The organism is Chryseobacterium sp. S90 (assembly GCF_047444895.1).
GTDB lineage: Bacteria > Bacteroidota > Bacteroidia > Flavobacteriales > Weeksellaceae > Chryseobacterium.
This window is the reverse complement of the sequence record NZ_JBLGCX010000006.1, coordinates 162,673-183,938: the sequence shown is the minus strand read 5'-3', so window position 1 is coordinate 183,938 and position 21,266 is coordinate 162,673. Positions and strand designations below refer to the sequence as shown.

Annotated in this window: 20 protein-coding genes and 1 pseudogene; 19 read left to right on the top strand and 2 right to left on the bottom strand. The window is 34.3% G+C overall.

The features are described 5' to 3' along the window. Window positions 1–51 precede the first annotated feature (51 nt). The 5 genes from gldL (at window position 52) to ACLMCG_RS16620 (ending at window position 4,827) form a co-directional block, all read left to right on the top strand. Window positions 52–750: a gliding motility protein GldL gene (gene gldL / locus ACLMCG_RS16640; protein WP_413960309.1), complete on the top strand. Its 699-nt coding sequence runs from the start codon at window positions 52–54 to the stop codon at window positions 748–750. A 52-nt stretch (window positions 751–802) separates the two neighbouring features. Beyond that, window positions 803–2,395 carry a GldM family protein gene (locus tag ACLMCG_RS16635; protein WP_309876267.1) on the top strand — a complete coding sequence of 531 codons (1,593 nt, stop codon included), beginning with the start codon at window positions 803–805 and terminating at the stop codon, window positions 2,393–2,395. A gap of 22 nt (window positions 2,396–2,417) precedes the next feature. Then, window positions 2,418–3,356 carry a gliding motility protein GldN gene (gldN, locus tag ACLMCG_RS16630; RefSeq protein WP_047382413.1) on the top strand — a complete coding sequence of 313 codons (939 nt, stop codon included), beginning with the start codon at window positions 2,418–2,420 and terminating at the stop codon, window positions 3,354–3,356. A gap of 139 nt (window positions 3,357–3,495) precedes the next feature. After that, window positions 3,496–4,530: an NAD(P)/FAD-dependent oxidoreductase gene (locus ACLMCG_RS16625; protein WP_413960308.1), complete on the top strand. Its 1,035-nt coding sequence runs from the start codon at window positions 3,496–3,498 to the stop codon at window positions 4,528–4,530. A 36-nt stretch (window positions 4,531–4,566) separates the two neighbouring features. Continuing rightward, entirely contained in the window at window positions 4,567–4,827 is a 261-nt protein-coding gene (locus tag ACLMCG_RS16620; protein ID WP_413960307.1) for a SemiSWEET transporter, read from the top strand. 66 nt (window positions 4,828–4,893) lie between these two features. Here the strand turns inward: ACLMCG_RS16620 and ACLMCG_RS16615 are convergent, their stop codons facing one another. Both ACLMCG_RS16615 and ACLMCG_RS16610 read right to left on the bottom strand, forming a co-directional pair. Then, the gene (locus ACLMCG_RS16615) at window positions 4,894–5,328 is read right to left on the bottom strand and encodes an META domain-containing protein (RefSeq protein WP_223601153.1); all 435 of its coding nucleotides are present in this window, start codon (window positions 5,326–5,328) and stop codon (window positions 4,894–4,896) included. A 37-nt stretch (window positions 5,329–5,365) separates the two neighbouring features. Further along, window positions 5,366–5,758 carry a multicopper oxidase domain-containing protein gene (locus ACLMCG_RS16610; protein WP_223601154.1) on the bottom strand — a complete coding sequence of 131 codons (393 nt, stop codon included), beginning with the start codon at window positions 5,756–5,758 and terminating at the stop codon, window positions 5,366–5,368. 636 nt (window positions 5,759–6,394) lie between these two features. On the opposite strand from ACLMCG_RS16610, the gene ACLMCG_RS16605 reads away from it, so the two are divergent. From ACLMCG_RS16605 to ACLMCG_RS16540, 14 genes and pseudogenes are all read left to right on the top strand, one after another. Continuing rightward, window positions 6,395–6,781 (top strand): hypothetical protein, encoded by a 387-nt coding sequence (locus ACLMCG_RS16605; RefSeq protein ID WP_223601155.1) that lies wholly within the window; start codon window positions 6,395–6,397, stop codon window positions 6,779–6,781. Between the two features lie 150 nt (window positions 6,782–6,931). Next, entirely contained in the window at window positions 6,932–8,014 is a 1,083-nt protein-coding gene (locus ACLMCG_RS16600; RefSeq protein ID WP_047424505.1) for an efflux RND transporter periplasmic adaptor subunit, read from the top strand. Window positions 8,015–8,035: 21 nt separating this feature from the next. Further along, entirely contained in the window at window positions 8,036–11,227 is a 3,192-nt protein-coding gene (locus ACLMCG_RS16595; RefSeq protein ID WP_413960306.1) for an efflux RND transporter permease subunit, read from the top strand. Next, window positions 11,199–12,656, top strand: a complete 1,458-nt coding sequence (locus tag ACLMCG_RS16590; protein ID WP_047424220.1) for a TolC family protein — start codon at window positions 11,199–11,201, stop codon at window positions 12,654–12,656. Before ACLMCG_RS16595 ends, ACLMCG_RS16590 begins: the two co-directional genes overlap by 29 nt. Before the next feature lie 278 nt (window positions 12,657–12,934). Continuing rightward, window positions 12,935–13,246, top strand: a complete 312-nt coding sequence (locus ACLMCG_RS16585; RefSeq protein ID WP_413960305.1) for a hypothetical protein — start codon at window positions 12,935–12,937, stop codon at window positions 13,244–13,246. Next, entirely contained in the window at window positions 13,215–15,215 is a 2,001-nt protein-coding gene (locus ACLMCG_RS16580) for an RHS repeat domain-containing protein (protein ID WP_413960304.1), read from the top strand. Before ACLMCG_RS16585 ends, ACLMCG_RS16580 begins: the two co-directional genes overlap by 32 nt. Next, window positions 15,193–15,855 carry a hypothetical protein gene (locus ACLMCG_RS16575; protein ID WP_413960303.1) on the top strand — a complete coding sequence of 221 codons (663 nt, stop codon included), beginning with the start codon at window positions 15,193–15,195 and terminating at the stop codon, window positions 15,853–15,855. Before ACLMCG_RS16580 ends, ACLMCG_RS16575 begins: the two co-directional genes overlap by 23 nt. A gap of 292 nt (window positions 15,856–16,147) precedes the next feature. Further along, window positions 16,148–16,624 (top strand): annotated as a pseudogene (locus tag ACLMCG_RS16570) (RHS repeat domain-containing protein); the annotation flags it as partial. Further along, entirely contained in the window at window positions 16,621–17,058 is a 438-nt protein-coding gene (locus tag ACLMCG_RS16565) for a hypothetical protein (RefSeq protein WP_413960302.1), read from the top strand. The pseudogene ACLMCG_RS16570 and the gene ACLMCG_RS16565, both read left to right, overlap by 4 nt. A 2-nt stretch (window positions 17,059–17,060) precedes the next feature. Then, window positions 17,061–17,543, top strand: a complete 483-nt coding sequence (locus ACLMCG_RS16560; protein ID WP_413960301.1) for a hypothetical protein — start codon at window positions 17,061–17,063, stop codon at window positions 17,541–17,543. Window positions 17,544–17,663: 120 nt separating this feature from the next. Continuing rightward, a complete protein-coding gene (locus ACLMCG_RS16555; RefSeq protein WP_413960300.1) occupies window positions 17,664–18,773 on the top strand; it encodes an RHS repeat domain-containing protein in 1,110 nt (369 codons plus the stop codon). A gap of 3 nt (window positions 18,774–18,776) precedes the next feature. Continuing rightward, window positions 18,777–19,361, top strand: a complete 585-nt coding sequence (locus ACLMCG_RS16550; RefSeq protein ID WP_413960299.1) for a hypothetical protein — start codon at window positions 18,777–18,779, stop codon at window positions 19,359–19,361. Window positions 19,362–19,509: 148 nt separating this feature from the next. Then, window positions 19,510–20,223 (top strand): hypothetical protein, encoded by a 714-nt coding sequence (locus ACLMCG_RS16545; RefSeq protein ID WP_413960298.1) that lies wholly within the window; start codon window positions 19,510–19,512, stop codon window positions 20,221–20,223. 289 nt (window positions 20,224–20,512) lie between these two features. Further along, entirely contained in the window at window positions 20,513–21,175 is a 663-nt protein-coding gene (locus ACLMCG_RS16540) for a hypothetical protein (protein ID WP_413960297.1), read from the top strand. The last annotated feature ends 91 nt before the right edge of the window (window positions 21,176–21,266 follow it).

The following is a 21,266-nucleotide window of genomic DNA, read 5'->3' as shown; positions in this document are numbered from 1 at the left end:
AGACAATTTTTCAATAACAATTTTATTTAACATTAAAAAAACTAACTCAATATGTTTAAGACTAAAGATGCTTGGATGAATTTCTTTTATTCATTCGGTGCTGCAATTGTAATTCTTGGAGCTTGGCTTAAAATTACTCACATTACCTTGGGACCAATTAACGGTAACATCGCTCTTACCGTGGGACTTATTACTGAGGCGATTATCTTTATCATTTTCGCATTTGACCCTCCTAAATCTGAAGAGTCTTATGCTTGGGAAAATGTTTATCCTGAATTATTAGATAAGCATGCTAACCCAAATCCATTACACTCTAATGTATCTTCCAGAAATAACAATGCTGCAGCTCAATTTGCAGAATTAGAAAATTCTCTTTCTACCAAATTGGACAAAATGCTTGAGGATGCTAGGTTAGATGTTCAATTATTTGAAAGACTGAGAATAGGAATTGATAAATTTTCAAACTCTGTTGATCAGATCAATCAAACTGTTGATGTATCTGCTTCTACTCATAAATATAATGACCAATTAAATAAAGCTGCTCAGCATATGGAAAGCATGAACGCTCTTTATGCAATGCAACTTGAAAGCGGTAAAAAACAATCAGAATTTGCTAACAAATATGTAGCAGATATGCAGAAATCTGCAGAGCAATCTGAGAAATTCAATCAAGAGCTACAAGGTTTAACTTCTAATCTTAACAACTTAAATAGAGTTTATGGTGGTATGCTAACTGCTATGAAGTCTTAATTCCTAACCATTTCTAAATTTAACTACTTAATCAAAAAACAAAGAAAAGAGAATGGCACAAGGAAAACAGACCCCTCGTCAGAAGATGATCAACCTTATGTATTTGGTGTTCATCGCGATGATGGCCCTAAATATTGATGCAGAAATCATCAGATCATACTATGACTCTACCAGAGCATTGAATGAAACCAGAACTTTAACAGAAAAAAAGAACGAGAAGATCTTTGAAAGAACATTGGAAGCTAAGGCTCAGCAAGTTCCGGATACCTATGCACAGCCTTGGGCTCAGTACAAAGTATTGAAAACCAAAATTGATGCGTTGGTGAAATCTGCTCAGGATGTTAAAGATTTGTTGAAAAAACAATCTGAGTTTCACGATAAAGATCCAAAAACAGGAAAAGATATTGATGTAAGTGAAAACTTTGCTGCACTTAACAACAACGAAGCAACTACTGAATATTTCTTCAAAGAAGGAGATGAAAATACTCCATCAAAGAATGCATTAGATCTGAAAGCTAAAATTGATGATGTAAGAAACTATATCAATTCTACTTTTGGAAGCAATAGCCAGTTACAGGATTTGGTGGCAAGAGCTAACAAGTCTCTTATTGCGGAGTATCCTAAAGGAACATCTCCAAATGAAAAGACTTGGTTCCAGAATAAATTTTATCATCAGCCGCTAATTGCTGCAATATCTAATTTGGAGATTATCCAAAATGATGCCAGAAACGTTCAGTCTGATGCATTGGCACTATTACTTCAGGAAAAAGTAGATGCGAATATTAAATTCTCAAGCTATGAACCTATTGTTTCAGGTCCGGTTGATATCCAGGCAGGAAAACAGGCTGAAGTAAAAGTAATGTTAGGAACTTATTCTAACAGTAATAAAATCAGTATCTCTGGTGTAAGCAGAGTTGAAAACGGTAAAGGTATTACACAAATTTCAGGATCTGGAATTGGTGAACATAAATTAGGAGGTACAATTACATTAACAGATGCTTCAGGTAAGCCACAATCTTTCCCTTGGACACATACTTATAATGTAATCGCAGGACCTAGAGAAGTAAAACTTGAAAAAGGATTATTGCTTTCTGCTGATAAAATGAACGTAATGTATAGAGGACTTGAGAACCCTGTTTCAGGATCAATCTTAGGTGCTGACAATTCTAAACTTTCATTATCTGCTGCAGGAGCTACTGTAAAAGGTAAAGGTCCGGGTAAATGGGATGTAACTCCTACTACAGGAAATGTAGTGAAGTTAACATTATCAGGAACAGATCCATATGGTAAAACAGTTTCTCAGGTATTTGAATACAGAATTAAAAATATTCCTAGACCTCAGGGTCAGATCAGAGGTAAGGCTGTAAACTTTATGCCGGCAGGTTCTATCCCTAACCAGATTGTATCAGCTACTTTACCTGACTTTGACTTCCCGGTTTCGTTTACTGTAAATAGCTTCATTATCAAGCTTCCAGGAAAAGCAGGTACTCTGATTCAAGGTAGTTCACTATCAGGAGCAGAAGGAATGCTTAGAAACCTTAGACCTGGTGATGTAGTTCAGATTTATGATATTCAGGCTACGGCTACAGGATTGGGTAACCAGAGACTTAAGGAAATTTCACCTGTAATTATTAATGTACAATAAGGTTAATTTGTAAAATCATATTATGAAAAAATATATTAGCACCCTTTTAGTTTTAGTTTCGGGATTCGCATTTTCCCAAACTATTCTGAATGCTGCTTCTCCCGAAGAATTCAGACAAATGAGATCTGAATCAATGAGAAAAGCAGGGGATACTGTTATCAGCAATAAAGTAAAGCCTCTTGAATATGGTTTCGTTGATGACAAAGATATTTACAAGAGTATGTTTGTTTGGGAAATCATTGATATGAATGATAAGATCAACCAGCCATTCTATTATGACAATCCGGATGGTCTTCTTTCAAGCTCTACAAGATCTTTATATCAATTATTACTTGATGGAGCTCTTAAAGGTGACATTAAGGAAGTTTATGATGACGAAAACTTTGTGACAAGACTTTCACCTGAAGCAATTCAGAAAAGACTGGAAAGCATAAGACTTGACGAAGAAGCAATCGATATTCTTAACTCTGGAAGAACCCTTACAGAAGACGAGAAAAAAAGATTAACAGATATCATCAGAACAACAACTGATAAAGTAAAAGTTCTTAAAGTGATGGGTATGTGGTTTATCGATAAGAGAGACGGTCAAATGAAATACAGACCTCTAGGTATCGCAGCTATGGGACCAGATCCTACATCTGTTGGAAGAATTGGTCCTGACGGTCAGCCTTTAGCTGGTGCTGATGAATTGATCGACCTATTCTGGATCTATTATCCAAGTGCTCGTGATATTTTGGCAAATAATTATGTTTTCAATAGAAAAAATTCTTCTGCTGACTTATCTTTTGATGATATCATCAATGCGAGAAGATTCTCTTCTATTATCTACAAGTCTTCAAGCGGCTTAGGAGATGGTACTATTAAGGACTATATTCCTAAAAACGCTGATGAACAGCTTGAAGAAAGCGATAGAATCAAGTCACAGATTCTTGACATGGAAAATGATATGTGGAATTACTAGATTTCACTTGATATTTATAGAAAACCTGAGTATTTTTACTCAGGTTTTTTTATTATGAAATTGCCCTTTGCTTATTGCCGATCAATAATCAATGACATAGGCGGTTACATATGACCTTTAAACAAATGAAATTTCTCATATGAAAAATGTAGATTATATTATTGTAGGAGACGGATATGCAGGACTTTTTCTGGCTCATCAGCTGATTAAAAACAATAAGTCCTTTGTAGTCTTTTCCGAAGGGAGAAAAAGTGCTTCACAGATTTCAGCCGGAATTATCAATCCTGTTGTTCTCAAGAAGTTTACCACTTTCTGGAAAGCACAGGAACAAATAGACTTTCTTAAAGACAGTCTCAAAGAAATAGAATCCTATACCGGAGAAAATTATCTCATCAATGCTCCCATTCATAGGATTTTTCATGATGAGAATGAACAGAATCTTTGGTTAAAAAAATCAGAGAATGAAGAATTATCAGCTTTTCTTGATCAAAATTTTGATTCTTTAAACGGGGTAAAAAACGATTTTCAGACCGGAAAGGTGAATCAGTCTGCCAGACTCAATGTTAATGGATTTTTTAGTGGTTTATTCAATTATTTAGAAAAAAATGACCATTTGGTAAAAGAAAGATTCAATTACACCCAATTGAACCCTTCTGAATCGGTTTATAAAGATTTTTCTTTCAAAAATATTATTTTCTGTGAAGGAATGGGAGTGAAAGATAATCCTTACTTTTCAGAAATTGCTGTGGTTCCCAATAAAGGGCATCATATAAAAGTGAAACTTTCCCAACCGATTCCGGAAAATATCACCATTAAAAAGAAACACTTCTTATTCCCCACCGGAAACGGACTTTATTTTTATGGTGGAACCTACGACAGGGATCAACTTCATCACCATATCGACGACTCGGCGGTTACTCAACTGATCAACGGACTTTCTGAGTTCTATCCCTATGATTTTGAAGTGGAAGAAGTGCATTTTGGCTTCCGTCCTACTGTAAAAGATAGAAGACCAATCATTGGAAGACATGAAACATGGGACAATTTGTATGTTTTTAATGGAATGGGAGCCCGTGGTATTCTGAATGGATGCTATTTCTCACACGATTTATTCAGTTTCATTGAAAACGATATCCCTTTGCATGAAGAAGTGTCATCAAAAAGGTTTCAATAGTATATCTTAGTGTAGAGATTCAAAACCACAAAACTTATGGACGTAAACGTATTAGGTATCATTGCCGGTTTTCTTACTTCGGTTTCGATGATTCCGCAGCTTGTAAAGGTGATCCGGGAAAAGAATGTAGAAGATATTTCTCTGCTCATGCTTCTCGTCCTTATTTCGGGGTTGTCACTATGGGTATGGTATGGTTTTGAAAAAGATGAACTGCCAATTATTTTATCAAATTCATTTGCAGTTCTGGTTAATATAAGCCTTCTGATTTGCTATATAATGTACAATAAAAAAAAGTAATCCTATTATTAATGAAAAAGACACCCTATTAAAAAGGTGTCTTTATATTTTTACTGTAAAAAATTCTTACTGAAGAACAAATTTAGCTAAAGGAGCCATTCTTGCCTTGTTTAATGTAAGCGTATTTCCATTTACAGAATAGTTATCTGCAGCAAGAACTGCTTTTGTAAACTGGTTTTCAATATCCAGATCTTCACAAGCCATCATCGTAGACATTCCCTGATTGAATTTTATTCTCATGATTTCAGGTTTGATCTCGAAGGTTCCTCCAAATCCGTTACATCCGGCATGACCTTCATATCTCATTCCATCCATATTAAGTTTGAAATGAGGATTGTTTTTAGGGTTTTTAAGATCAATCGGTTTCCCGTTAAGCTCTGTAAGTTTCCAGGTTTTCCCGGTAATATCAGTAGTCGCTTTTTGTGCGTTTTGTGTTTTACATGAAACAACAAGGAATGTTGCAATTACAAGTGCCGATAAGTAATAATATAAACTTTTCATAATGCTTATTTTTTTTAGATGAATGCTAGTCCTTATGCTAATACGATGCCATTTTTGCCGGGCCAGACTGTTTTTTTGCCTGTTTAAGATGGAACAGTACCATGTCTACATTCTTTTTAAGGAAAGTTATATTTCCTTTAATATCAGAATATTGATACTCTTCATTGGAGGCCGTATACTCAGGTAAAGCATCACTTTTTTTAAGGTCAAAAGTTTTACCGTTTAAATGTATTGTTGCGGTATTTTTAGTGTTGTTGATCGTTACTTCTATCTTTTCTCCATAGCTGTCAACATACACATCTTTGAAAATCTCATCTGTGTTTTCGGGTGCAGCAGCGGTAATGGTTTCAGCTTCTTTTCCGGGATGTTTACACGCTGTTAGGGAAAGAATGGTCAATCCCAGAAGGATTGGTGTTAATAAATTTTTCATAGTGATAAGTGATTTTAAAGTGTTTCATGAATTGTGATATTAATACTATATAAATTTACAAATATTTTTAATAAATATATGTTAATTTTACATAAAGTAACAGTAATTTTAAATTTATACAATTTTAACTCACTGTTTTTTGAAACATTGTTCATGAAACAGAAAGTAATTATTATTGTAGAAAATTGTGGATAATCGTTATTAATTCAGGGATTTTAACGGACTTGTTTTCAGTAATATAGTATACTTTTTTTTCATTTTTCATTTGTTGTGTAAATTTTCGGCAAAAATAATTCAAAAAGAAGAGAGTAACAATAAGTTAATGTTAATAATCAGAAATTATGATAAAGTTTAGGTTTGTTCACGAAAAATTTCAAAATAGAGTTCCAGGGCATTAAAATGTTCAAAAAAGAAACAACTTAAAAATTAAAATTTCCTTAATTCAAAAAAAATGGCTTGGTTTTTGAAAATTGAAACTTGCACAGATGAGATATCAGAATTGCTCGAATTAACTTTGAATAAAGGAAATATTTAATATTTATCATATTTTTAGATTCAGGTAATTTAAAGGATAGTTAAATTTTGTTAATCCATGATGATAATATCATAATCTGGGTGTACATTTGCCACTTCAAAATGAGAAACTTTATAGTATACTTTTTAACCGGTCTTTTTCTGCTCTTTGTAGTAGAAAGCAGACTTGATGTTAAAACGCTTCGAAATGACTATTCCGGTCATGTTTCTCATCATATGCCAAAAAGAGCCAACCGTTTGAATCAGACTTTTGAAAAACTCTCTGTTCAGCAGATGGCCGATACTGTAGACAATCCTACATTAGAACTTGCCGAAAATGATTTCCAGCTTTCCGATGTATGGCAGGCTATTGTTGTTTTTGCAGGAGTTTTCAGCCTGGTCTATATTTTTGGATTAAAAAGCCATAAAAGGTTTAGACCTGATATTCATGGCTTTATTCTTGGTTTCGCCACCAAAAGATTTATTCTTATTCGTTCCATTAGAATTTAAAATTCAAACAATCTATTCTCTTTCTGCCCTGATTTTCGGGTGGAAATACTTTACGTTGTGTATATGTTGGTAATCGGCACATCGTACCCCTTTTATTACCGTTTTATTTCTATCAAAACATTAACGATTTATATAAACTCTAGAATTATGATAAAGAGAGTTGCTTCGGGAATTGCGTTGAGTGCCCTTCTGCTGGCGGTTGGCTGCAATAAGAAAAAAGAAGAAAAAGAAGAAGTTACCGTATATCCGGTGACATCCCCTGTAGTAATGGATACAGTAATCAACAAAGAATACGTAGCCCAGATTCAATCTGTAAAAAACATTGAAGTAAGAGCACAGGAAAAAGGTTTCCTGGAAAAAATCTTTGTAGATGAAGGACAATACGTGCAGGCGGGACAGACCTTGTTCCGAATTATGCCTAAACTGTATCAGGCAGAATTATTAAAAGCAAAAGCAGAGGTAGAACAGGCTTCTATCGAACTGAAAAATGCAAGTACATTAGCAGGAAACAATATTGTTTCTAAAAATGAGAAAGCCATGGCAAAAGCCAAACTGGATGCTGCCAATGCCGAAATGAAGCTGGCTCAGATCCATCTTTCATTTACTGATATCAAGGCACCGTTCTCAGGTGTTATCAACAGAATTCCTTTGAAACTGGGAAGTCTTGTGGATGAAGGTGATTTGTTGACTTCATTGTCTGATAATACAAGTATCTATACTTATTTTAATGTTTCGGAGCCGGAATATTTAAGCTATCAGACCCACGCTGCAGACAGAGGAAGCAATCAGGTATCCCTGATCACAGCAAACGGTGAAACCTATTCGCAAAAAGGAGAAATCCAGACTATTGAAGGAGAATTTGATAATGAAACAGGGAATATTGCTTTTCGTGCCAAGTTCCCAAATCCTGATAAGCTTTTGAGAAATGGCGAAACAGGAAAAATACAGATGTCAATGCCTGTTCATAATGCACTCATTATTCCACAGAAAGCTACTTATGAAATTCAGGATCAGAAATATGTATTTGTCATTGATAAAAACGGAGTCGCTAAATCCCGAAATATCAAAATTGCTTATGAACTTCCGGATCTTTATGTAGTAGGTTCAGGAATCTCAAAAGGAGATCAGATCCTTTTGGAAGGGGTTCAGAAAGTGAAGGATGATCAAAAGGTGAAAACAAAATTCCAGAATCCTGAGAAAGTTCTTCAATCATTGAAATTAAAAGCAGAGTAGTGGTCTCTAAAATGAAGTAGTATGTTCAAGAAATTCATTCGCAGACCAGTTCTGTCTATAGTAATCTCATTGATTATTGTATTTATGGGGATATTATCATTGGTAAAACTTCCGGTGACACAATTCCCATCCATTTCTCCGCCTAAAGTAAATATTACCGCAGAATATCCCGGAGCTAACAACGAATTGTTGATTAAATCCGTAGTTATCCCTTTGGAAAGAGGATTAAATGGAGTTCCGGGTATGAAATATATGACCTCGGATGCCGGAAATGACGGGGAAGCTTCCATTCAGATTGTATTTGACCTGGGTACAGATCCCAACGTAGCAGCAGTAAACGTTCAGAACCGTGTATCTTCAGTGGTGAATAAACTTCCTCCTCTTGTAGTACGTGAAGGGGTAAAGATCACACGTGAGGAACCTAACATGTTGATGTATATTAACTTGTATAGTGATGATCCTAAAGCTGACCAGAAGTTCCTTTTCAACTATGCAGATATCAACGTAATGTCTGAATTGAGAAGGGTAAGCGGTGTTGGTTTTGCCGATATCCTGGGAACGCGTGAATATGCAATGCGTATCTGGCTTAAACCAGATAGATTAACAGCTTATAATATTTCAGCTGATGAAGTAATGGAATCTCTGAATGAGCAGAGTTTGGAGGCTTCTCCGGGTAAAACAGGAGAAAGTTCAGGAAAACGTTCTCAGTCATTCGAATATGTATTAAAATATCCGGGTCGTTTCAACAATGAAAAAGATTATGGAAACATTATCCTAAAAGCAAAACCGGATGGTGAATCTGTAAGACTGAAGGATGTTGCAGACATAGAATTCGGAAGTTCCATGTATGATATTTATTCCACATTAAATGGAAAGCCTTCTGCGGCAATTACGGTAAAACAATCCTATGGATCTAATGCAAGCGACGTTATCAAAAACGTAAAAGCATTGATGAAGGATCTTGAAAAAAATAACTTCCCTAAAGGAATGCATTACGACATCAGTTATGACGTTTCCAGATTCCTGGATGCATCCATGGAAAAAGTAATTCATACCTTGTTTGAAGCCTTTATTTTGGTTGCTATAGTGGTATTCCTATTCCTTGGAGACTGGCGTTCAACTTTGATTCCGGCATTAGCCGTTCCGGTTTCATTGGTAGGAACATTTGCTGTGATGTCCGCATTCGGAATTACCCTGAATATGATTTCACTCTTTGCTTTGGTAATGGCGATCGGGGTTGTAGTAGATGACGCAATTGTAGTCATTGAAGCCGTTCACGCCAAAATGGAAGAAAAACATCTTTCTCCATTGAAGGCAACAGAAGAAGCCATGCATGAGATCAGTGGAGCAATTATCGCAATTACTTTGGTAATGGCATCCGTATTTATTCCGATTGCATTTATGTCCGGACCGGTTGGGGTATTTTACCGTCAGTTCTCTATTACAATGGCTTCATCCATTATCCTATCAGGGGTTGTGGCACTTACTTTAACACCGGCTTTGTGTGCGTTGATCTTAAGAAATAACCACGGAAAGCCTAAAAAGAAGACTCCGGTTACTATTTTCCTTGATAAATTCAATAACCTCTTTACAAAAGGAGCTGGAAAATATGAGAAGATGCTGAATAAAACAGTGACGAAGAAAACGATCACGTTGCCATTACTGTTAGCATTTTGTGCCTGTACATTCTTCCTGAGTAACTCTTTGCCTTCAGGATTTATTCCGGCGGAAGATCAGGGGATGATCTATGCTATTATTCAGACTCCTCCGGGATCTACATTAGAAAGAACCAATCAGATTGCTAAAGAACTTTTAAGAGAATCTGAAGACATTGATGGTGTACAGTCTGTTTCATCCTTAGCAGGATACGAGATTTTGACAGAAGGTACCGGATCCAACTCTGGAACCTGTCTGATCAATTTGAAAAGCTGGGAAGAACGTAAAGAATCCGCCGCTGAAATCATAGAAAAACTTGAGGAAAAAGCGAAGAATATTCCGGGTGCCAATATAGAATTCTTCCAGCCGCCATCCGTTCCCGGATATGGTGCAGCAGGAGGTTTTGAACTTCGTTTACTCGATAAGGCAGGAAGTGGAGACTATCATAAAATGGAACAGGTAAGTAATGACTTTGTGAAGGAGCTTAAGAAGCGTCCGGAACTTGGATCTGCATTTACTTTCTATTCTGCTAGTTTCCCGCAATATATGCTTAAGATTGATAATGATCTTGCAGAACAAAAAGGAGTGACCATTGAAAAAGCGATGGATAACTTATCCACATTAATCGGGTCCAACTATGAGACGAGTTTCATTCGTTTTGACAGGCCATATAAGGTAATTGTTCAGGCGGGTCCTCAATACCGTGCTCTACCAACAGATCTGTTGAAGCTGTATGTTAAAAATGATAAAGACCAGATGGTTCCTTATTCAGACTTTATGAGACTGGAAAAGGTCTATGGTTTATCTGAGATTACAAGACATAATATGTATAACTCTGCAGAGGTGAGTGGTACTCCGGCACCCGGATATAGTAGTGGACAGGCGATTAAGGCTATTCAGGAAGTTGCAGATAAAACACTTCCAAGAGGTTTTGGTATTGACTGGGCGGGTATTTCCAAAGACGAAGTTAGCCGTGGAAATGAAGCCGTATTTATCTTCCTGGTATGTTTAGGATTCGTTTATCTTATCCTGTCGGCACAATATGAAAGTTTTATTCTTCCGCTTCCGGTAATTTTATCTCTTCCGGTTGGTATTTTCGGGGCATTTTTATGCTTAAAACTTTTAGGATTGGAGAATAACATTTATGCACAGGTGGCGATGGTCATGTTGATTGGACTCTTGGGTAAAAATGCGGTGTTGATTGTCGAGTTTGCTGTACAGAAAAAAGCCGAAGAGGGAATACCTGTGGCAAAAGCTGCTATTGAAGGAGCTGCCATTCGTTTCCGTCCGATTCTGATGACATCGTTTGCATTTATTGCCGGTTTGATTCCATTGGTTATTGCAACAGGACCGGGAGCAGTTGGTAACAGAACAATTGGTACTGCAGCAGCAGGAGGGATGTTGATCGGAACCATTTTCGGATTGATGATTATCCCTGGATTGTATTATATCTTCGGAACCATTGCAGACAAATCCAGACTGGCAAAATATGAAGAAGAGAATCCTTTAACAGAACAAACTGAACCTTATGAACATGATGGAAAATTCGAAGACTAAAAATATAATCACCGCCATTGCCCTATCACTTGTACTCGCAAGTTGTAAGGCTCCGATGGCGACTGTCATAAAAGACGAGGTAAAAGAAAATATTCCTCAGAACTTTAATCAGGAAGAACAGCAGGATGCGAATAACAATAGCGGAACAACTCCGTGGAGACAGTTCTTTACAGATCCAAACCTGGTAACGCTTATTGAAACTGCTTTAAAAAATAACCAGGAGCTTCTGATTACCCTTCAGGAGATTGAAATTGCGAAAAGTGGTGTTTTAGCTAAAAAAGGAAGACTTACTCCAACTGTTTCAGCAGGAATAGGAGCCGGACTGAAAAAAGCTGGCCGCTATACCAGTGAAGGAGCGGGTGATGCTACTACAGAAATAGAACCCGGGAAAGAAATGCCGGATCCGCTGGGAAATTTTGAAGCAGGATTAAATGCAAGCTGGGAAATAGATATCTGGAAAAAACTCAGAACCGAAAAAGAATCTGCAGTAGCCCATTATCTTTCTACCGTAGAAGGTAAAAACTTTGTCCTGTCTAATCTTATTGAAGAAGTTGCTGATAATTATTATGAATTGCTGGCACTTGATAACCAGTTGGATATCATACAACAGTATATCAAGCTTCAGCAAAGAGCGTTGGAAATTTCAAAAATCCAAAAAGAAGCTGCAGCTGCAACAGAGCTGGCAGTGAAAAAATTTGAAGCAGAATTGGCGAAATCCAAAGCTGCCGAATATACAATCCGTCAGCAAATTACTGAGAAGGAAAACGAAATTAATGCACTGTTAGGAAGATATCCACAACCGATCGTGAGAACAAAGGAAAACTTCATGTCTACGATTCCTCCCACAGTCTATACCGGAATTCCATCACAGTTATTGGCAAACCGTCCCGATATCAAGCAGGCGGAACTGGAATTAAAAGCATCGAAGCTGGATGTGGAAGCAGCAAGAAAAGAGTTTTATCCTTCTTTGGAAATTTCTGCGACATTGGGATTGGAGGCTTTCAAACCATCTTATCTTGTTAAATTACCTGAATCCATTGCTTATAATCTGGCAGGTGAATTGGCAGGACCGCTTATTAACAAAAGTGCCATAAAAGCGAATTTCCAGACAGCAGATGCAAAACAGGTTCAGGCGTTGTACGAATATGATAAAACCATTTTGAATGCTTATCTGGATGTTGCCAATCTGATGTCAAAGGTTAAAAATATAGATCAGTATTATCAATTGAAATCTCAGGAAACTAAAGCCCTGGATCAGTCTATTGATATTGCCAATCAGTTATTCCGTAATTCCAGAGCAGATTATCTTGAAGTTCTTTTGAACCAGAGAGATGCTTTGGATGCCAAAATGGAACTTATTGAGGCAAAGCAAAAACAGCTCAGCACAGTCGTTGACATCTATAAAAGTTTAGGTGGAGGCTGGAAATAAAACATCATAATTCTATCAATAAACAGTTAATGTTTTTTGGAAGGGTCAATTCTTTTGAGTTGGCCCTTTTTTGTTTTTAATGCGACAAGTTTTGTCGCTGTCAGAAGATAATTTTACACCGGAATAAAATGAATTTCAATATAAATAAAAGGGGATTTAATAATAAATAGTATGATTTACAGCATACCACATTAAAATGATTTTCATGTCTTAAAAAGTGTTAAATTCGCGAAGTTTTAATAAACTAATTACTAACTCAAAAAAACAACAACACGGGAATGAAAAAAATCTATCTCGGAGCGCTAACTTTATGCGCTATTCTGGGCACATCTGCTCAGGAAGTGGTATGGCAGAAAGATATCAAATCCTCTACTCAGGATTTTCTTAGCCAGGTTACTACAACAATCGATCAGCAGTATCTTATAACGGGAAGCTCTATCCAAAGCAATAAGCAGCAAACATCAGGAAATAAGCAAAATAACGGTTACGATTTCCATCTGGTAAAATTGAATCAGCAGGGAGATGAAGTCTGGGAAAAATATTTCTCGGGATCAAATCATGATTATTTGTCAGCTACAGTACGGAATTAAATATAACAATCCGGAATATAGCAATGTTGGTTCAGGAAAATACAACGGTAGTATTGCCGAAATAGACTGGCAGAATGCTTCGGAAAACGTTCAGAAAAGATATACCTATACCTATGACGGGCTGAACAGACTGAAAGATGCGGTGTATTCTGAGCCTGCTTCCACTACCCCGTTTAACAATTATTATAATGAGTACCTGACGTATGATGTGAACGGAAACATTAAAACATTAAAGAGAAATGCCTTTCCTGTATCCGGAACAACAGCTACACAGGTAGATGATCTGGTATACGATTATACCGGAAACCGTTTGACCAAAGTAACAGAGAATGCACTGAATGACACAGGCTATGAAGGAGGAAATAACACTATTACTTATGACCTAAACGGAAACATGAAAGATATGCCGGACAAAGGAATACAGTCTATCACGTATAACTTTCTGAACCTTTCCAACGGGTATAGCATGCAGCAGACAAACGGATTGGGACAGCTGCTTAACAGTATGATGAGCTATCTTTACCGTGCAGACGGAACCAAGCTGCGAAAAACCTATTCCAGCGCACCGCCAAGAGGCTCAACCACTACCCGTATTACAGACTATCTGGACGGCTTCCAGTACAGCTACACGGAAGGAGGCGGAATCTGCCTTGAATGCAGAACAGAAACTGCCTATGAACAACAAGCTTATAAAAATGCATCATTTGTATTTCCCGGCACCCCAACTCCGGAGTGGAAGCTTGATTTTGCAGCGACCGCGGAAGGTTATTACAGTTTCACGGAAAACCGTTATATTTACCAGTATAAAGACCATCTTGGAAATACCAGGGTAAGTTTTGCAAAAGACAGCACAGGCGCTCCTGAAATTATTGATACCAACAATTACTATCCTTTTGGGCTTAACCATATCTCGGGTTCGTTCAGTACTTCAGGTTTCGGAAGTTTCTACAGCTATAAATATAATGGCAAAGAACTTCAGGAAAATGGAATGTATGACTATGGTGCAAGGATGTATATGCCGGATTTGGGAAGATGGGGAACCACAGATCCATTAGCTGAAGCATTCAGAAGATTTAGTCCTTACCATTATGGTGCAGATAATCCTGTTATGTTTATAGACCCTGATGGGATGAGAAACGTTCCTTATGATGGAGGAGTTATCAGTAATGTCCCTGAGGGATCATGGTGGTTTGCCGGGATGAATGGAAGTTTTACGCCTGAATATATAGTAAATTCCGGACTTGGTAAACGAACTGGCGGGGGATCTACAGCAACTAACATCATCCTTAATTTTATAAGAGGGGATGCAGGGCATCTGGGGAATTTCGTTAATAATGATTTTGAAAAAAATGGTTGGCATGTGATTGATGCTTCAAGCTTAAAAGATGCTTTAGAAAAATTAACAGCATATTTAGGGAAAAACCTTGCCGATAATATCTATATTAATGCACATGGTTTAGAAAGCCAACGTTATGTATTTGACGAAAAAGGAGAACTAATTCCTGATTCAAATTCGGGGACAGGATATAGAATGACAGGAGATACTGGCTTTTATACAAACCTTGAGACTGAAAAGATTTTAGGTAGCCATATACAACAGTATATTTCTGATAAAAGTAAATTATCAAAAGAACTGACAAATAGTATAGATAGTCTTATTGGTATTAGTAATTATGTAAAGGATGGAAAAAATTTGATAGTAGGTTCTTGCCATTCTGTAAGGTATGATGATCTTTTTGGTACAGGAATTTCTACAATTGTTAAATCAAGAGATATTTTTGTGAATAGAGATTATTCAGGTTTGTGGCCCAATAGCCAAGGAACTATAAGGTTTCAAGATTTTACAGGCTTTAATCAGACTTCACGTGAAAATTATATAGACGGATGGGTTTGGTATAGAGATGGCGTAGCTACACAAAGAAATTTTAATATTATAATGACAAAATATGGAGTTAAAACAATTAAATAAAATAATAATTTTATTAGCTTTAATTATAAACATAAATGCATTTTCTCAAATGAAAATGGCAGATATAGAAGGTAAACAATTTTCAATTGATTTAAAAGCAGAAAAAAGAAATGTTATAAAGGTATTGGATGATGATAATTATAGTATATTTTATCTTTTAAATAGAAAAAAATTTGATTTTGATAAAAAACATAGAAATGTTGATGTTGTAAATCTAATCTTCTTTTCTAAAAAGTATAATAAAGGAATACTTACTCTACTCAAACAAAGTATTGACTATAAAAAGAAAGCTATTTACAATATTACTTTATATACAGGTTTAGCAGGTAATTATATGTTTAAACCTTCAATGATAATAGTTGATAGTAATTTTAACTATGAATACTTAATGATGTACAGTTATATTCATCCACCATATGATATGAATACATATAAATCTAGTATTTCAATACAGGATAATAGAAATCGTTGTAATATAATACACACTGATCTTAAAGGAAATGCTGCTTACGAAAATATAGATGATATTTTAAGTAATATTTCAAAGGTACCTAAAGAGAAGAGTTCTGAAAAAGAATGTAATTCTGTAATTTATGATATTGATCTGAAAGATTTTTTCCCGGAAAAGATAATTAAATAGACTTTTAGATAGAATAGACATTACAAAACCATTGCATTGCAATGGTTTTTGGATAATCAAAATAAAATCAAGGAGAAAGCAGAGTATGTAAAGTAATGAAAATCAATTATTTTACACACATGTGTTAAAAGATTCATAATCTTGAAATACCAGGGTAAGCTTTGCCAAAAGCAGCACAAGCGCTCCTGAAATTATTGATACCAACAATTACTATCCTTTTGGGATGAATCATATCTCAGGTTCGTTCAGTACTTCAGTTTTCGGAAGTTTCTACAGCTAAAAATATAATGGCAAAGAACTCCAGGAAAATGGAATGTATGACTATGGTGCAAGGATGTATATGCCGGATTTGGGAAGATGGGGAACCACAGATCCATTAGCAGAAGGCTTCAGACGATTTAGCCCTTATCATTATGGGGCAGATAATCCTGTTATGTTTATAGACCCGGATGGGATGAGAAATGTACCTTATGACGGTGGGATGATCAGTAATATCTCTGAAGGATCATGGTGGTTTGCCGGGATGAACGGAAGCTTTACGCCGGACTACATAATAAATTCCGGACTTGGTAAACGAACTGGTGGAGGATCTCCACAAACTTTTGGAGAAACACAAACCTATAAAGATATAATGGCTTATCTCGCTGAGCCTGAGAAAGAATATTTCAAAGAAATTGATTTTTCAGTAGATGAAGCAATTAATGAAAGTGATGATGGAGGTAAAAAAAATAAAGGTAAAGCAGAAAAAATATTCCAGGTGACAGTATGAATTGGTTTAATATGGGTGATGGAGGACTATATTTAGTAGCTGAAAATGATAAAAAAATTCAAAATAATACTATAAGAATTTTTGCACATGGTTATCCCGATGGTATGAAAGGGCCCAATGGTAAAATGATTCACCAGCCAGATGAATTATTGGAGCTTTTAGAGAAATATAGCCCTACTTGGAATGCCTTTAAACAAAAAGGAGGGTCAATTATTTTAGATTTGAGGGTGTGTAATATAGGTAGATCAGAATATTCTTTTGCTCATCGATTGTCTCAAGACCCAGCATTTAAAAATGTTGTCATAATAGGTCCTGCTGATTATTACATTGCAAGTCCCGATGGTAAAAGAGCACATGTTGGGGGACCTGGTAATTATAATATATTTTTAAATGGAAAACTTGTAAGAGGTACATATAATAAAAAAAAGTTGTAAAAATGAAAAATGTAATTATACTAATTCTTTTGATTGTAAATTTTATTTCATGTGAGAAAAAAGAAACAATACTAACCAAAGATAATAGTGAAATAATTAAAAATCATATTGTAATAAAAGGAGACGAGGATGCATTTACAGATCTTACTATAAAATATGGTAATTCATCAAAATATGGAGAAATACTTCCTTATGCAATGATAATGGCTAATAAATATAATAATGGAGAAGGATGTTATCAAGTATTTATGTCGGTATTATCTTTAAATAATTCAGGGTCTTTAGAACTTGACATTTCATCAATAAAAAAATTAAATAATTCTGATAAGGATTTTGTAATGTCATATTTATTAAAAGGAGTCAAATTAAAAAAACCTAGTTGCATTATTACTATTGAAAAATTATATAGAAATGGCTGGGGAATAAATAAAGATATTCAAAAGGCTGACGAAATGAAAACAGAATATAAATCTATTTTTAAATAATCAATTAGTCATATTTTTAGATACAATAAAACCGGTAATGTTCCTAACATGTTGATAATAAATTAGAGTATTGATTTCAATAATCTAATTTTAAAATATGAGTAAAGCTACCTTAGGATTATGAAGGTAAGTTTTGCAAAAGACAGCACAGGCGCTCCTGAAATTATTGACACCAACAATTACTATCCTTTTGGGCTTAACCATATCTCGGGTTCGTTCAGTAATTCAGGTTTCGGAAGTTTCTACAGCTATAAATATAATGGCAAAGAACTTCAGGAAAACGGAATGTATGATTATGGTGCAAGGATGTATATGCCTGATCTGGGAAGATGGGGAACCACAGATCCTTTAGCTGAAGCATTCAGAAGGTTTAGCCCTTACCACTATGGAGCAGATAATCCTGTTATGTTTACAGATCCTGATGGGATGAGAAATAAGCCGTATGAGGGAGGATTAGAAATTAATGTACCGGATGGCTCATGGTGGTTTGCAGGAGGAAGTGGAAATTTCACCTCAGGATATATAGAAAATAACTGGATTGGTAAACGTACCGGTGGGGGTAGCGCATCATCCGACTTTGGTGAGCCATCCTCCGGAGGATTATCGTTTACAAGTTTAGAGGCAATTACCTTTGCTCAATCATATTTTGGAGGTGGAGGAAGTATTGGAGCCTTATTCTCTATGGTTGAGCAATTGAAAAAAGCAGGCTGGAGTGATCCTATTAATAAAAAAGCAAATTTCAAAGATTGGATGGAATTAGTTGATAAGGTTCCTTCTTTAGCAAATATTTATAAATATTTTACTAAAGAAACTCCCATAGAATTTCAAAAAGATGGAACAGATGCTCTAGGACAGCTTTTAAGTTCTACCAATATAATTGCTCTTAATATGACTAAAATTGATAACATTTTACATTTATCATTTACGTTAGGTCACGAAATGCTCCATCTGTATGATTCATATTTTGTGAATCGTTCATTACGAGAGTATTTCGGAAATGGAACTGTAGGTACGAGTGCTATATTACTATATAATGAATATAGATCTTATCGTTGGATGGATAGTTTGGGATATAAAACAAAAAGTGGAAATGAATTGAATATTCTTAATATTATTAAGTTTGGATATGCTGATAAACTTAATAGTAGGAGTAGTGATTTAGGAACACAAGCTTATAATTTATTTTTAGAAAAATATAAATTGTTAGATTCTATTTATAAAATACCATAAAATATGAAATATCTTCTTGTATTATTTTTTACAATAATCAATGTTAAATCTCAATTATTATTAAATATTAAATCGTTAGATACTGATGATAAGAGTAAAATAATTGTGATGGAAATTTATAATAATTCAAATATTACGTGTTCAATTCCTATAGATACTGTAAGTTTTAAACCATTTGGCAAGGAATATATTGCAGATAACTTTAGACCTTTAATTGAACTGAAACGTAAAAATAAGTCTGTAAATTATGAAACTGGATTAATAGAATTAGATGAAACACAGATTGATCTTGCTAATAAAAGAAATCAGCTTACATATTTAGAAAGTAAGGACAGAATAATTAAAATTAAGCCAAAAGAAAAACTAGTAATTCCGATCAAATTTAATCCTTTTCAATTTAATGTAGAAAATGGTAAATATGATAGTTTTAATATTATAAGCAATCAAGATTATATTATCACTGTCTATCTTACTAATTGTAGTTCTAATCCGCCAACTCATAATAAAGAGAAAATTAATTATACGATAAAAAGTAATCCTATTAGAATTAAGTGGAATTTAAAAAATACTAAGTATATTAAATGGTAATTTTTCAATTAGCTTAGGCTTTGTAATAGATGAAATCCAAATTTGCGTCACTGTATTAATTATATTTTAATAAGGTAGCCCTTGCAATAGCAGGGGTTTACTATTAAAACAGGTGAAATAGAATATAATAACCGTAAATAAAATAATAATGATTCTCAACGTACTAAAAATATTTCAAATCATCTCTGTACTTTCAATATTTGGACAATTTAAGGCTCAAATTAAAATTAACTGGCAGTTAGATTCTCAAAAAAAAATTGCTAATATTACTCTATATAATGAAAGTAATGAAAATATTATAATTCCAATTGATACTACATCATTGCAACCATATTATAGTGATAATTATAATATTATTCAGCATGAATGGATTGATCAATATCCTTTTTTTGGATTAACTATCAATATCTATGATAATTGTGAACAAAAAAATGTAGAAACCTATTTACATTCTGAAATAGACCTATCAGAGTTTGAAAAAATAAAAATAAAGAATGATTCTATAAAAAAAGAATTTAATGTCAAAATAGAAAAATGGGGAAAGAAAAACAATGTTCCTAAATCAGATGTCAAAATAAATTATTATATAATGAATAATTTATTGCTTCTTAAACCACAAGAAAAGATTGTATTTCATGTTCCTTTTAATCTAAAAAATATTACAAATAGAGACGTTGGTCCTTTGCAAGGCTTTTATGTTCTAGATAATGAAAAAGAAAATATAGGATATCTTTCTATTTCAATAGATAAAGAAGCTTACATAAAATATCTTACTAAATCACAAAGAAAGAAGCTTAATAGATATAAACTATTTACGGGTTCTATTAAGAGTAATAAGATTAATATATTATCCACTGAATAAATTCTGCAAATACAACTATCTCCAGCTAGGATGATGTTTCAAGCATGTTTGGTAATAAATTAGAGTATTAATTTTCAATATTCTAATTTTAAAATATTAATAAGTGTAAAGTTGGGTAATGTTCCAAACATGTTGGTAATAAAATAGAGTATTGAAATTCAATACTCTATTTTAAAAATATTAGTAACAGGCTTTAATCAGACTTCACGTGAAAATTACATAGACGGATGGGTTTGGTATAGAGATGGTGCAGCTATTCAGAGAAATTTTAATATTATAATGACAAAATATGGAGTTAAAACAATTAAATAAAATAATAACATTGGTGGTATTTACTATCAGTGTAAATGCCTTCTCTCAATTGAAAATGATTGATATAGAGAATAAAAAAATTTCTGTTAATTCAAAAACACAAAAACAGAATCTTATAAAAATATCTGATAATAATAATTATAGTATTTATTATATATTAAATAGAGGGGATTTTCATTTAAAAAAAGGATTGGGAACTAATGGCATAGCAAAGATTATCTTCTTTTCTAAAAAATATAATAAAGGTATACTTGCTAATTTTGAACAGATGGTATTTCATACTAAAACAAATATTTATAATTTCAGTTTGCGTACCGGTTCTCACGATAACTATATGTTTGTGCCCTCAATGATTATAGTGGATAAAGATTTTAACTATGAATACCTAATGATGTACAGTTATATTCATCCACCATATGATATGAATACATATAAGTCTAGTATTTCAATACAGGATAATATAAATCGTTGTAATATAGTACACATAGATCTAAAAGGGAATGCTGTTTACGAAAATATAGATGATATTTTAAGTAATATTTCAAAGGTACCTAAAGAGAAGAGTTCTGAAAAAGAATGTAATTCTGTAATTTATGATATTGATCTGAAAGATTTTTTTCCGGAAAAGATAATTAAATAGACTTTTAGCTAGAATAGACATTACAAAACCATTGCATTGCAATGGTTTTTGGATAACCAAAATAAAACAAAGGAGAAAGCAGAGTATGTAA